13 protein-coding genes are annotated in these 14,058 nt (G+C 51.6%); 4 read left to right on the top strand and 9 right to left on the bottom strand.

Annotation, left to right across the window (positions count from 1 at the left end; all coding sequences use genetic code 11):
• Positions 1-177 precede the first annotated feature (177 nt).
• Positions 178-1,188, top strand: a complete 1,011-nt coding sequence (locus AC19YQ_RS19090; RefSeq protein WP_500595673.1) for a DUF5655 domain-containing protein — start codon at positions 178-180, stop codon at positions 1,186-1,188.
• A 46-nt stretch (positions 1,189-1,234) separates the two neighbouring features.
• Positions 1,235-1,738, top strand: coding sequence for a DUF1643 domain-containing protein (locus tag AC19YQ_RS19085; protein ID WP_463909547.1), 504 nt, complete (start codon positions 1,235-1,237; stop codon positions 1,736-1,738).
• A gap of 137 nt (positions 1,739-1,875) precedes the next feature.
• Here AC19YQ_RS19085 and AC19YQ_RS19080 read toward each other — a convergent pair whose 3' ends face one another.
• From AC19YQ_RS19080 to AC19YQ_RS19050, 7 genes are all read right to left on the bottom strand, one after another.
• Complete coding sequence (locus tag AC19YQ_RS19080) at positions 1,876-2,985, bottom strand: hypothetical protein (RefSeq protein WP_463909545.1); 1,110 nt, start codon at positions 2,983-2,985, stop codon at positions 1,876-1,878.
• Between the two features lie 121 nt (positions 2,986-3,106).
• A complete protein-coding gene (locus tag AC19YQ_RS19075; protein ID WP_463909543.1) occupies positions 3,107-3,754 on the bottom strand; it encodes a helix-turn-helix domain-containing protein in 648 nt (215 codons plus the stop codon).
• A gap of 2 nt (positions 3,755-3,756) precedes the next feature.
• A complete protein-coding gene (locus tag AC19YQ_RS19070) occupies positions 3,757-4,338 on the bottom strand; it encodes a recombinase family protein (RefSeq protein ID WP_463909541.1) in 582 nt (193 codons plus the stop codon).
• Positions 4,339-4,497: 159 nt separating this feature from the next.
• Complete coding sequence (locus AC19YQ_RS19065; protein WP_500595672.1) at positions 4,498-4,938, bottom strand: recombinase family protein; 441 nt, start codon at positions 4,936-4,938, stop codon at positions 4,498-4,500.
• Complete coding sequence (locus tag AC19YQ_RS19060) at positions 4,938-5,180, bottom strand: AlpA family transcriptional regulator (RefSeq protein ID WP_500595671.1); 243 nt, start codon at positions 5,178-5,180, stop codon at positions 4,938-4,940. The genes AC19YQ_RS19065 and AC19YQ_RS19060 overlap by 1 nt, the downstream gene beginning before the upstream one ends.
• 107 nt (positions 5,181-5,287) lie before the next feature.
• Positions 5,288-5,971: a hypothetical protein gene (locus AC19YQ_RS19055; RefSeq protein WP_500595670.1), complete on the bottom strand. Its 684-nt coding sequence runs from the start codon at positions 5,969-5,971 to the stop codon at positions 5,288-5,290.
• An 11-nt stretch (positions 5,972-5,982) separates the two neighbouring features.
• Positions 5,983-7,221: a tyrosine-type recombinase/integrase gene (locus tag AC19YQ_RS19050; RefSeq protein ID WP_500595669.1), complete on the bottom strand. Its 1,239-nt coding sequence runs from the start codon at positions 7,219-7,221 to the stop codon at positions 5,983-5,985.
• Between the two features lie 1,323 nt (positions 7,222-8,544).
• Here AC19YQ_RS19050 and AC19YQ_RS19045 point away from each other — a divergent pair.
• Together AC19YQ_RS19045 and AC19YQ_RS19040 are read left to right on the top strand one after the other, a co-directional pair.
• Positions 8,545-9,849 carry a YcaO-like family protein gene (locus tag AC19YQ_RS19045; RefSeq protein WP_500595668.1) on the top strand — a complete coding sequence of 435 codons (1,305 nt, stop codon included), beginning with the start codon at positions 8,545-8,547 and terminating at the stop codon, positions 9,847-9,849.
• A gap of 27 nt (positions 9,850-9,876) precedes the next feature.
• Positions 9,877-10,887: a TauD/TfdA family dioxygenase gene (locus AC19YQ_RS19040; RefSeq protein ID WP_339476365.1), complete on the top strand. Its 1,011-nt coding sequence runs from the start codon at positions 9,877-9,879 to the stop codon at positions 10,885-10,887.
• Between the two features lie 541 nt (positions 10,888-11,428).
• Here the strand turns inward: AC19YQ_RS19040 and dld are convergent.
• Together dld and AC19YQ_RS19030 are read right to left on the bottom strand one after the other, a co-directional pair.
• The gene (dld, locus tag AC19YQ_RS19035; RefSeq protein ID WP_500595667.1) at positions 11,429-13,153 is read right to left on the bottom strand and encodes a D-lactate dehydrogenase; all 1,725 of its coding nucleotides are present in this window, start codon (positions 13,151-13,153) and stop codon (positions 11,429-11,431) included.
• A gap of 109 nt (positions 13,154-13,262) precedes the next feature.
• A complete protein-coding gene (locus AC19YQ_RS19030; RefSeq protein ID WP_133077044.1) occupies positions 13,263-14,057 on the bottom strand; it encodes an SDR family NAD(P)-dependent oxidoreductase in 795 nt (264 codons plus the stop codon).
• Position 14,058: the final 1 nt, after the last annotated feature.

The following is a 14,058-nucleotide window of genomic DNA, read 5'->3' as shown; positions in this document are numbered from 1 at the left end:
GAGCACGAGGTCGGCAGCCTCGCGTTTGAATTCAGCGGAAAAGGTACGGCGTTGTTTGGTCATCTGACACCTCGATCTGGCGAGTATTCTCGCCTAAAAGGGTGTCCGGTTTCATTAGACCACTACATAGGGCTAGCTTACGCAAGCACGTTAGCTGAAAATCAGGCAAGGGGCGCGATGATTGAAAATACTTCAGCATTGTTTAGTCAAATCAAGACAGGCACGTTTCAAGACAGGCACGTTGTTATCAAGGATGGCGGGATGAGTGACATACAGCTTTTTCGCTTGGGTGGCTTGGGCATTGCCTGTGAGTTGCCGGGGCGTGCAGTCGCGGTAGAAAAGCAGCTACAAAACTTAATCGAAGCCCAGATGGAGACCTTTCTAGGGGTGCGATTTATTGCGACTGAGTACACCACAGGTAAGACCCACAAGGGCCGTATCGACTCTCTAGGTCTGGACGAGAACGGCTGCCCGGTGATTATCGAATACAAGCGCCACAGTAACGAAAATGTGATCAATCAGGGATTGTTCTATCTCGACTGGCTGCTGGATCATCAGGCTGAGTTTCGCTGGCTGGTGATGGAAAAATTGGGTAAGGATGCGGCCGATCAAATTGAGTGGAGCGGCACGCGACTTTTATGTATAGCCGCTGACTTCACCCGCTACGACCAACATGCCGTTCAGCTAATTCAACGCAACATTGAGCTTATCCGCTACAAGCTATTTGGAGATGATCTGCTTTTGCTTGAGCTGGTCAACGTGGTGAGCGTGGCGGATACCTCCGCTACAGCTAAGTCTGTGGACAATGGCATAGATAAACCGGCATCTATCAGCAAGGACAAGACTTGGCAGGAGCAACTAGCACAAGCTCCGTCGGAAATCGCTGGACTCTTCGAGCAGACGACCAGCTATCTGCACTCCCTCGGCGATGATGTGCAAGAGAAGCCTCTGAAGCTCTACCTGGCTTTCCGCCGCTTGAAGAACTTCGCCAGCGTAGTGGTGCAGTCTAAGCGGCTACAGCTTTACCTCAAACTCAATCCAGATTCGGTCGAGCTTATCGAGGACTTCAGTCGTGATGTGCGCGCCATCGGTCACTGGGGTACCGGCGATTTGGAACTGAGCCTGCGCACCCAGTCCGACTTGGAAAGGGCCAAAGCGTTGATTGAGCGCAGCTATCAGGAAAACTAGACCTGAGGGCTTTCCGCGAGCTCAAAAAGGTTAATTGGAAGAGCTAATGAAGACCATCGAATGCAGTTCAACCACCAAGTCGGCAGTAATCAAGTCAGACTGTGGCAAACATCGATTCGTGCTAAGTCGCATATGGGATGAGTGCTTGCCAATAGGTGCCTTTCTGTGCGCAAACCCATCGCAAGCTGACGAAATTCGGAACGACACCACCGTCTTCAAGTGCGGTAACTTGGCTGCTAACTGGGGCTGGGGTGGCTTCCACATTCTGAATCTCTATCCAAACTACTCTACGAATCCTTCCGGCGTGATCCGCAACAGCCAGGCCGATGACCTTAACGAGCAATATGTTCAGAAAATCCTTGCCAAAGTGTCAGTCGTTGTCCTCGCCTGCGGAAACAGCCATGAGGCACGATTGGCCGATTTAATACGCAATGTACCGCCAGCAAATTTGTACTGCCTACGCCGAAATCAAGGTGGTGGATACCTACACCCGTCCCGCATTGATCCCGAAAATTTTCCCCAGCCAGTACGAGCTTCCGATGAGGTTTGAAGTGGTCGCTGAATGTAAAGATCACACCGATCAAGCCCTGTTGGGCCGCATAGAGCTCCCTGCCTGTTGGCGCTGATCGGCTCGCATTGTCCGAGCTGGATTGCAGGTAGTTTGGCGGCTCGTTGCTCGTTGCTTGTTCAGGTATTAAGCCAAACACCGATGTCCTCATAGAAAGCCTTCGTCTCCTGCGTCAACTTTTGAGTGGCGTAGTCCGGACGGTTTTTTCGCCCTCGCTCAGCTTCAAGTTTACTAGCGGTGATGCCGTACTCTTTGATGCAGTAGGTAGCCCACCAGCGAGCGTTTCGGGGCTGCTCTATGTGTACGGCAAGATTCTTGTAGCGCTGTCTGTAATCCATCGCCAGCGCCTTCCTGAGAGCCTCTGAAACCGCCTTCACCCTGTCCTCCGGGATGCAGAACGCTCCGTGAATATGGAGAGGATGATTCTCAATACTGCCGGTATGGTTGAATTCCAGGTTGAAAGCTAGGTCGGTATCGATGCCTAGCTTCGCCAAGGTTCGCTTGATGATCTCAGCGAGAAAGTTGGCTGCCCCCCGTGGTGCCGCTAACGCCGCCTCTGCTGAGTCATGATCAAGTCGAATGGTGATCGTTTTGGCGTCTGTTTTGGTGCACAGCAGGTGGAGACGGAAGTACTGCTTCATTTGCGGACTAACAAATTTAGCCCACTCCGGAAGCTCACCTACACCCTGATAGCTTTTCATCAGTTTCTGGATGAAGGCATCTGTTTTCAGTAGTTTCTCAAGCTGATCATCAGGGTCTATGTGTAGTTTTCCAATAGCTCTAATAGCTACAACACGCTCGGTATGGTCTAGATGAAATCTAGCTACAAGCCCAGCCCTACCTGGCGTAGAGAGCGGTTGACCAGCCCGATTTGAGCGGCCTATTTTTGCATTTACTCCAGCTTCGACATGGTTCGTCTGCCCTGGATTACCTTGCTGTGGGCACAGTACATCCAAGGGCGAAGTCTTTAAATCTTCTAAATGGGGCTCTGAGAGGACTGCTGGTGCTTCGTTGAGTAACAGGCTCAAGTCATCGAACTCCGCATCTCTGCTCTCCGAGGCGGCATCGACAGCTCCTTCATCTGCAAACCAATCCTCCTCAAATAGCGCTCGGATTGAGTCCCGAGTTGCAATTTGCTCTGCATGACGGCGTAGCTCGCTGTCGTGCAGCTTCTGTAGGATTTGTGGAACCTCGCCTTCCTTGAATGGACTCTGGTATTTGGAGGTCATAGCAGCCTTGTCTGCCCGCACAATCTAGGGCCAGATTTTCAAAATAATGGTGCCCTGAATGAGTCCAAGGTGTTCGATGCTTACAGTAGGTTCTAAGGGTTTGACGATTGGCCGGTCATGGTCAGGTCATGTGTGAGTCAAAGCCTTCGCAAACAATGTCATCATCCTGCTGCTGTAAAAGCGCAACACGCCTAGTTTCGAGATAGCGCATAGTTTCTAGCTCGTCTTCTACGCCATCACTATTGCCATCGCGTTCAGCCTCTTCCAGGCGCTGCTGTGCCCGCATTTCTGCAACGTCATGCTCAGTCATAAAGTGAATCTTTAGCTCTGGGAGCTCTTCGAAGGCGAGGGCTTGATTCAGCTTTTCTAGAGGAAGCGCACGTCGCGTCACGTCCTGCGTTAACTTCAGCGTGGTAGCTGCGGCCGCAAGCCCCCTGAAAGCGATTGGGGCCGTTGGGTCGAGAGCTTCAACGGCATTTGCAAGTTTTATTCTGATTTGCTGATTCAGTGCCAGATCGTCAGCTACCAGTGAAGCGATTGTCTGTTGCACGGCATCCAAAGAAAATGCTGTAGCAAGTAGCTCTTCTCTGGCTTTTTCAATCAGTGCCTGGGTTCCGACGCCAGCCACAGCATTATGCTTTTTGAAAAGCCTCTGAGCAGTACTGATACTGATCGACAGCCGTTCTGCAATTGCAGAAATCGTCCACCCTGCCTCCCGGAGAATCACGGCCTGTGCAGCTTGATCTGGATTTTTCTGTTTGCCAGCCATGCTCATTGCACCTGTACGTTGACTGAGGACTTGCTGGCGCAAGCTCTTTTAACAGCCGCAATCGAAATCCCGAACTGTTCGGCTGTTTCCTGAATCGTTGCTGAGTTGGCCTTACGCCAGGTAGAGACGGCTGTATCGTCAATTTTCTTAGGAGCGCCTAGTTTTTGACCAGTTGCACGAGCCCGCGCAATACCTGCCATTTGACGGGCCTTGATGTTGGAGCGTTCTAACTCGGCGACAGCAGCCAACATGGTTAGCATGGCTTTTCCGATTGGGCTGGATAAATCGAAGCCTTCCCGCATTGAGACGACTGCTACTCCTTTAGTTTTCAACGCTTCGACTGTTTCGAGCAGATCAATGGTGTCTCTTCCCAAACGATCAATTGCAGATACGATCAATGTATCGCCCTTGCGAGCAAACTTGAAAAGCTCTGCAAAGCCGGGACGCTGTATCGCCTTCGTCGCCCCGCTGGTGGCCTCGTCAGCAAACCAGTGCTCAACCTTATGCAGTTGAGCAATAGAGTGGCGCTGGGCCTCCGTGCTCTGATCTTCTGTACTGACGCGGACATAGGCTAGGACTGTCACTGAGGCGCTTCGCTCTATAGCTCAAAAGTATGGCTCAGAATATAAGCGATGGCTCAGATTAAAACAACAGATTTGAGCTGTCGCGATATCTAGTCTTTTCGTTGATAGCGCGGACCAGATTTAATGGCTCAAAAAGTACACCCTCTGAGCCAGTCCGATTCAGGATTCCGGCTGAGAGCTGATCACGCCCGGAACTCCGATCCGCTTTGTTGCCAGAGCTCCCCCATGCGTGCCCAGCAGGGTGCGCTCCAGTTTCACCATGGACCTCAGCGTTGCCAAGTACGCCCTTCCAAAGGTAGTGGAAAGGTTAAAGTCTTCTCGCACGAAGACAATCGAGACGCCTTTCTTCTGCAACATTTGCAAAGCTTCAAGCACTTCCCTTGGGCTGTTGCTCAGAGTGTCGACTGTGGCAACGACAAACGTGTCGCCTTTACGAAGAAACTTGTGAGCCTTCAGAAACTCCGGCCGCTTGAGAATGCTGATAGATCCGCAAGACGCTTCTTCTACGAACCAGTGATCGGTTTTACCGATATCACGAACTTGGAGGAAAGCGCTTTGATCATCAGTGCTGCTGGCGAGGACATAAGCGATAGTCGTCATCAGACTGCTCCTTCCGCAGAAGGGCGAGCGATAGGTTCGCCAAAAATGCGATCCTCAACCCATTTTTCGATTGCAAGCGAATCCCAGCCGACGGCTCTCGAACCAAGCTGAATTGACTTCGGAAATCGTCCTTGGCTGATGAGGCTATAGATGTGAGCGCGCTTGAATCCGCTGCGCAGTTCAACATCTGGAAGTCGAAGGATTCGACGGTTCTGAACTAATTGCTGAGTGGAACTGCTCATTACTTGCTCCCTGGTGCTCGGTGGCGTTGGTTGGTGTGGGAGCAAGGTAAGCAATACGCGGCAGCCAAAGTCTCAATTGATATTGACCAAAATCTCAATAAGTCCTATCAGGCGTCGCGGGGGTCCCGACCATTCCGAAGGTGGGTGACGATGGTGTTTACCGATATGGGCGAAAGCCCCAGCCTTGCCGCTTCTTTCAGCAACACTTCGCCTAGTTTGTAATGGCCCAGGCGGTCCAGCCCATTCATTTCAACAAGTATTGCGATCAGCTTCGCCATGCTTTGACGTTCACGTTTCTCCAGAGGGCGGGAAGACGGAGCCGGACCGACCAATGATTCGGCTAGCGCTTGAATATCAATTGGCTTGAACCTAAGCCTGGCGACTGCTCGGGGCACTTGGGCCTCCCAAATTCGCACAGTCTCCTCGTAATCGTCCGGCACATCCGAAAAAACAGGCCCTGCTAAAACAAGCGCTGCCGCAGCATCCAAGCTTAGCCCCTGCAATCGCTGAATATTCACTATCCGCTGACTACCTGCGCCGAACACTGCTGTCGCAGCTTCATCTGATTCAGCCACTTGAACAACGCCCGTCAATGGATCTCCTGCGATATAGGCGATGCAGAGACCCTCCTCGCATTGACTAATCAGGTCCTCAAGATTCATACACAAACCTGTCATAACCTTGATGCTTTCGAGTGCCTGGTTCACGGTTAGAAAACTCAAACGCTCGTGGTCTGGCCGCATGGGCTCAACACCTTTCTGTTGTCGTGGGCTCTTAGCTGATTGTTTCATAACGGGTTTTCCTAAATCTGCTCTACGGCACTCTGTATAGGGGCAAGCGTGGCGGTGCTGTAGTCCGCCCACTCCTGCATTAATGGCCGGCGTTTTTCGAGAAAGTCAGTTCGAGAGTATGCCCCTTCAGTTTGATCACGCTCGTCATGTGCAAGCGCCATTTCACAGACTTCCCGAGCGTGATCCGTGTTTTCCGCAGCCCAGTCCCGAAATGTAGATCGAAACCCGTGACGGGTGATGTCAGCGTGCTTCATCCCATGCAGAAGTGTACGCACGGCATTTGCATGCATAACCCCGCTCTTTCCTCGCCCTGGGAAAAGGAATGAGCTCCCCTCAATGCGTGGAATCTTGGCGAGCATGCCTATAACCTGCTCGGAGAGTGGGATTGCAAACGACTTCCGCGCCTTCATGCGTTCAGCCGATAGCACCCAGATCTTAGAATCAAAATCGAACTCCTCCCAACATGCAAACCGGGCCATGTGAGCCCGCGCACCAGTCAAAATCAATAGCTGAGCAGCAAACGATGGGAGAGTGTCATCCTTTCGAAGATTCGCCATCAACACAGGCAATTCAGACCACTTCATAGCTGCAAAATGCTGGCGCTTTCGGGCTGCTTTCTTCGCATCTCGGGAGAGGAGATGCTCCAAGTTCCCCCGCCAACGCGCTGGATTCTCACCCCCTCGTAAACCTCGCGCTTTTGCAGCATCGAGCACCTGCTCGATTTGCCCCCGAACCTCGTCCGCCGTGCGAGTTTTCTCCCCCCATATGGGCTTCAAAATCTTTTGCACATGATCCACCGTAACCACCTCAGCAGGAAGGTCACCGATCAATGGAAACGCATACTTCTCCATTTTTCGGACCCAACCCTTTCGCCACTTCTCAGAGTGCTTTCCGCTATGCGCTTGGTGATACTCAAGGGCAATACTTTTGAACGAGTGACGCTTGGCCTCAGCAGCCCGCTCTACAGCTCTGTGAGCTTCGCGTGCGACCTCTCGCTCCGACAGCGGGTCTGCGCCTGTATTCAACACCCGGCGAGCCTCCAGAGCATTGGCACGAGCATCGGGCAGGCTGATGTCTGGATAAGACCCAAGCCCCATATCACGGGACTTGCCGTTCCACTTGTAGCGAAAAATCCAGCTTCCTTTGCCATCAACGTTGTACTTGAAATACAGGTTTCCGCCGTCACCGGCGTAACCTCGTTTACCGGATTTCAACAACCCGGCGATTCCCTTGACTGTCAGCTTGACCATATACCCACCAGAAAATCAGCCCATACCCAGGCCCATACCCGGAACGGTAGATGATGTTAGCGGGCACTGGCAAGCAATGGACATAAAAAAGCATTAAAGCCTTTATTTACGGGTCTCTGACGTTGTGCTTCCAGATGTGCGCGGACTTTGATGGACGCTAGAAAAGCCGCCCACAAGCCGGCTTTTTAATGCCTTTTTTAAAGCCCTCTCCCTCAAAAACCCTATGTGGCGCTAGCGTTTCAGGGGGCATGTCGCCCTCCCTTTATACAGAAGCTACCAGGCATGAAAGACTCTCTGGAGTTCTCGCCCGTTTGACCATCATGACCTGCGGCAATTAAAGGCAACGCATTTCATTGAATTGCGCCCCTGCGTGCAGGGGGGGGGGGGGAACATATTTCCGCAAAAAAAGCATCTAAGAAAACGTAACGTACTCGCCTAATACTTTATTACCGCTACTTGTACGAAACAGTGGAACCGAACAGTGAAATCTGCGACTAAGAGAACATAATCTTCCGACTTAATCGTAGGATCTTGGAGTCGACCAAATGTCTAGATGTAACCAAGAAGCTGACCTCAAGTCTTTCGCTAACAAGCAGCCCCGTCGCCAATCGATCTCACGAGCCACATCAAAACGATTTCATCGCTCAGAAAAAAATCCGCCCGATGTCAGAGTCTCGCCATTGGAAGCAACTGAGCCAATAGCATTAGCCCGCTCAATATTCCAGGTGAAATGCAACCTTCGATGAATCAATAAGAGCAAACGACCGTCATATAAAGGCACTCTTTATGAGGCAGTTCACGATATTAAAAACAAATCAAAAGCACCGGCGTGGCAAGCATGTATTCGGGCTACATCAGATCGGAAATCATCAAATACCATCGGTTAGCTTTTACTTATCAGTCCCTCTCACTCCGAGGCGGACACCTAGGGAGGATGTGCAAAAAACTATCAACCCTGAAGAAACATAAAAGGAGGGTGCACGAACCCTATTCGTGCCTACAACATTGGGAAGGTTACGACAGCACACCCAACGCCTTAACAATTTACACAGCAAATTTTTATTAAAAACCCAAGCGTATTTTTTCAAAAAAAGGAGAATGTAATGGGATGTCCAAATGACATATATGTCATCGCCGTAATGCAGTCCGCCCGACATAAAAAACACATGTCCGCAACCGAAAAGCAAATAGTCCGAAATATCGGAGTGGAGATCTATAAAAAAATACCCCCCCTAAAAATCAAATAGCGCCCTCTCCGGAAATATATAAATACTGCCCCCCCTTTAAATAGAGAGGAGGGGGCGCTCAACACAAAGGTCAAATATGAAAAACACATTGCCATTTGAAAGAACCATAGGGCTGGATGAAGCATTGCATCTCGCACAAAAATACTTACGCAACAAGAATATCACGCTCCAATTTGAGGCGTATGGCGAAGCTCCCGAGTCTTATATCTGTACGCTGCGCAAGGACGGGGAAGAAATCAGTACCGGTGGCGGAAAGGGCATTAATGCCATGCAGTCAATGGTCTCCGCGATATTTGAAGCCATAGAACATAGTGCCCTGCACTATGACTTTATAAAAGAACAAATAAAATTAGTAACCTCGACAGCCTTACTGAAACCTGAATGGTATGAGGATATTCCGTACTCCTTGCTTTCTGATGACGCTGGGGATGTCATGTGCACGGCGTATAGAAGACTGGGCGATCACGATGAAGTTTATCTGCCACTTGCCCTGATCAATCCGTCCTTTATCGAAGCAGAAGAGGGATACCCCAAACACCGTGCTTTTACAAAAGAACAGAGACAGGGTGATACATTTGATTACTCATCTTTAATGAAATACAGTACCACCAATGGAATTTCAGCAGGAACAAGCGCTAATGAGTGCCTCATTCATAGTATCTCCGAAATTATTGAGCGCTATACACTCGGCGAATTTATAATTAACTTTGTCGCGTTCAACAAACATAACAACTACACACGCATTCGCCCTTCAAGCCTTCCTGATGACTTAAAAGCACTGTATTTCTCTTGCAGCAAGGAGCTTCATGGAAGCAAGCTGCATATTGTCGACATCACCTCGAAGCGCTGGAAAGTTCCGACTTACCTTGCTTTCCTTGACCACCCTGAACCCGCTTTTAGAACATTCTCTGGAGGAGCGTCTCTCCATAATAAATATGCGCTTGAAAGAGCATTGACAGAAATGATGCAGCGCCGAACACATCCACACTCAATATTGAACAGCGCTGAGGAAGGAAGGCAAGCAATCATGGAGGCATGGTACGAGAAAGAATATGGAGACATGAATAAAGATGACGTGATGAAATTCTTCAACATTACAGATATTCGCGGAGACTTTTTTGATATCGTAGAGCGCGACTACACTGACAATTGCGAGAGCATTGGCGAACTGAATATCTCGCAGCACCTCGACCAACTCACTAACAAGGTGACCCAAGCAAAAGGAGAAATATATTACACCCCCCTGATAGACGATGACAGCATCAAAGTCTATTCGTGCTTTATACATCCGTTCGAGCCTGCCTTTATACTTTCAAGTGGCCGAATAGTCAGCCTTACTCGTAAAAACCTCACCATGATCAAAGAGATGAGTATTGGGTGATTAATAGCCTAACCAGGAAATAAAACAGTGAAAACGATAATTTGCCCGCCTATCTACAATGAAGACTACCAAGAGTTTAATGAGGACGCCTACTTCGCCAGCTTTTTTAAGGCCAGTAAATTAAGTGCGCCCATGATGGACATAGCCGAAAAAATCGTAAGCGAACTTGAGACAGGCAGTGGATGTGTTGTTTTAAAAAACTCATACAGCGGGCATAATCTTAATCGCGCAAAGTCTGTGCTCATCAATGTCTGCCGGCATATCGGATGGCCAGTCTCGCAAACCCCAAACCCCAACTTCTTAGAGGAGATCACCTTTAAGCCGTCGAGCAATATATTATCTACGAGCAGGGGCTACAGATCCAGAGCATCAATACCTCTTCATACCGACAGGTGTGATTTAAATGTCCTGCTTTGTTTTGCACAGGCAGGCAATGGTGGCACTACCAGAATAGTCAATTCAGTAAAGCTATATGACAAGATCAAAGAAAACATACCGACATCAAAACACAATATCATCGACAGCTACTTCCCCTTTAGTCGGCACGGAGAGACTACTGAGCGCGAGAAAGCTTTTTATCTCTCAAAAATATTTCACTCTGCCTCAAGCACTTCCAAATTTGTGGCGCATTATATTCGTTGCTTTATAGAAAACGACAATGTCAAAAAAGACTACCCGCTAAATGGACCAATGATTGAGCTTCTTGACGCCATTGACCAGCATGCTAAATGTACAGACGTTGGCTTCAATCTCACGCTTAGTAAAGGCGATATACTTTTTTTGAATAGTCATACCACTTTGCATTCGCGGGAAGCGTACCAAGATCAGAAAAACGAAAGGCTTCTATTGCGCATGTGGCTTTCGCACCCTTTTAGCCGGCCTCTGCCAGATGACTTTTCGCACGCATTCAAAAATATTGCTCCGGGTTCATACCGTGGTGGCATCTGGGACAATGATAAAGTAAGAATTTTCTATCAGACACAGTTTTTACACGCACAACATGAAGATCAACTGCTGCATGCTCAACATAGAAAGTAAATAGCGCCTACTTGATCAATGAATTATTTATTTTGTCCCGCGAGAATATAGTAGCCGCCTAATCAAGCTCGATTAAAGTCCTTCTACCAATAAATGCGACACTCTATACAGGCTGTTGAACACATCCATTTACCCCAGCATTTAGCATCGACTCGCCCCAGCATGGAGCGCACGTCGCGATGGGTTCGATGGATAGGCAGCTGACCGTCAGTTCACATTCGATCTATTCGATGCTAAGCACACACGACTGTAGCTTCGCCGCAAAGGAAACCTGCGACCAGCTAAAAACCCATCGGTCCAAGGTACTCAGGTTTAACTCTTCCAGCCTTTAGTTCACTACGGCATAGCAACGAAGTTGAGGTGATAGAACAGTAGACCGATTTAAAGCTCCCCCTCATACATTAAAAGCACTTTTTTGCCTACAACAGCATTTGACCTGTTCCGAAAATGAAGTGGGAGGTAACAAGGATGAGGGGGAAGTTCATCGCTAAAAAAAAGTGCCATGATGCTGATCGCCTCACCGCATTTTTGCCCGCCCCGCTCAGCCCTCCCCCTGCCAATGTCGACACTTCGAGGTCTTTCCCACGCCCGGATTGAAGGCATTGCACGGATCCAGCTCCTTGTAGAACGCCTTCAGATCGGGTTTCGCAGGATAGAGATGGCCTACGTTGTGCTCTGCCGGGTATTCGGCACCACGCTCGTCCAGAAGCGCCCACATCGCATGCTCCACCGCCAGGCAATCGCTGCCCTTGCGCACGATGTAATCCTGATGGAAGACGTGACAGAAGAAATGCCCGTAGTACAACTTCAGTACCAGTTGCTGCTCAATGGATGCCGGTAGCGTCTCGAACCAGTCGCGGTCGTTGCGCGCCAGGGCGATGTCCAGCGCCACGATATCTTCAACCGTTTTGTCATGGATCGCCCGATACCGAATCGCCGCACCGGCTGCCGCGAACCGATGCAGGAACGCCTTGCTGCCCTCCTCTGCAGTGCAGCGAAAGTAATCTCCCTCGCGCCCCTCGAACAATTGACTCAGGTAAGCCTCGGCCGGTTCAAGGGAAGCCGCCGAGACCTTCAGCATCAAGTAATGCTCATACCGCTGACGAAAGTTGGCCATGCGCTTGGGAAGGTGATCGGGAAAACAACGTGCGACCCCTTGCAGGACACGGTCTGATAAGTGCGGTCGCAACCCGCTGAACCGCCCGAGAAAATTGTCCACCCGGCTTTTGAGGGCAAACATTTTCGGCAGGCGCCGGGTGCCCAGGTGATGGATCATCAGAAAGGTGTCCTTCCCGTACTCAGCCGCCACGTCATAAGCATCGCGGTGCATGTATTCACCGGCGATGGGCAGCTCGGGAAAATGCTCGAGCATGTGCCGACGGATGTCGGTCAGGTCTGCGGAATCGTTGGTGCCAATGTATAAGACCGCGGTATCGCATTCGGCAGCAAAGGTGTCCAGGCGCACCGCGAACACCGCCAACTTGCCCGCGCTGCCGCTGGCCTCGTGCAGGCGCTGTTTGTCGGCATTGAACCGGGCGGGTGTGGACGCGTCGATATCACGCACATGGTCCGCATAGCCATGATCGGACCCACGCCCGGCGTCGGCCTTGATATCCGCCTCGCTGTACCGACCGGCATCCAGGTTGCTCAGGATCTGCTCGGGGGTATCTCCCAGATTGACCCCCAGGTGGTTGACCAGATGCAACTGGCCCTGTGCATCGAGTTGGGCATACAGCGACATCTCGGTATAGGCCGGACCGCGGCGTATCAACGAACCCCCGGAGTTGTTGCAGACGCCACCGAAGACCGAGGCCCCAATGCACGACGAACCGATTACCGAGTGCGGTTCGCGGCCCAGGGGCTTGAGCACTGCTTCCAGCTGATCCAGGGTTGAGCCGGGAAAACAGATCACCTGCCGCCCCTCCTCGATCACCTGGACCTTGCGCATGCGCAGGGTATTGATGATCACGACCTTGCGATCGTATACGCCATCTGGGGTCGAGCCGCCGGTCAAGCCGGTGTTGGCCGCCTGCATGATGACGATCAGGTCGGCGCCGACACAGGCTTTGACCACCTGCCATTGCTCAAGCAACGAACCCGGGCATACCACAGCGACGGCGTTGCCCTGACCAAAACGAAAGCCCTGGCGAAAGCGCACCGTGTCGCTGGCTTGCGTCAGCACATGGCTGGGACCAACGATGGTTTTAAGGTGGGCAATCAGGTCGGGGATGGCAGCTTGATTCAAAGGCGTAACAATGGCGTTCATGGGTATTTCCGAAAATTCAGGCGCGATCAGGCAGGCGCAGTGCTCAGGGAGCGACGCGTTTGACAAGCAGGTGCGGCGTCCACCGATTGAGTGGACGCGCCACGGTCCCTTAGATTTCCAGAATGCCCGACGCCATGTAGCCGCCGTCCACCGGAATCACGTGACCGCTGATATACGAAGAATCGTCCGACGCCAGAAACGCAACCGCCCCTGCCATTTCCGCAGGCGTTCCGTATCGACGCATCGGCACTGAACGAGCGTAGGAGTCCCGGGTTTTGGCCGAGTGCAGCCTCTGGGTCAACGGTGTGTCCACCGGGCCAGGCGCGATGCCGTTGACGGTGATACCCAAGTCAGCCAGCTCCACGGCCATCTGCCGGGTCAGGCCGATGATCGCCGCCTTGGAGGTGCCGTAAGCCGTGCGACCCATGCTCGCCCGCATTCCACTGATGGACGCGACATTGATGATCCGCCCCCAGCCGTTGGACTCCATCAGGCGGGCCGCGTGCTGGCCGCACAACAGGGAGCCGGTGAGGTTGATGTTCAATACCCGCTGCCAGTCAGCCAGGTCACACTCCAGGAAGGCCTGGGTCTTGGCGATCCCGGCGTTGTTGACCAGGACATCGCAACGACCGAAGCGCTGGTGCAGCTCCTCGAATGCCGCCGCAATAGACTGCGCGTCGCCCACATCGATGGCCAGCGCCAGCGCTTCAATGCCTTGAGCCTTGAGACCGGCAACCATTTCTTCGGCCGCAGCCAGGTTGATATCGGCAACCACCACGGTATGCCCGTCGTGCCCCAGCCGTTCGGCAATGGCAGCACCAATCCCCATCGCCGCTCCCGTGACCAGGGCCACACGGCCCAGCGCTGCAACAGGCGTGATTTTTCTGTTCGCTAATTGGCTCATG

It is taken from the genome of Pseudomonas sp. MF06569, assembly GCF_059862735.1.
This window is presented reverse-complemented; position numbering and strand designations above follow the sequence as displayed.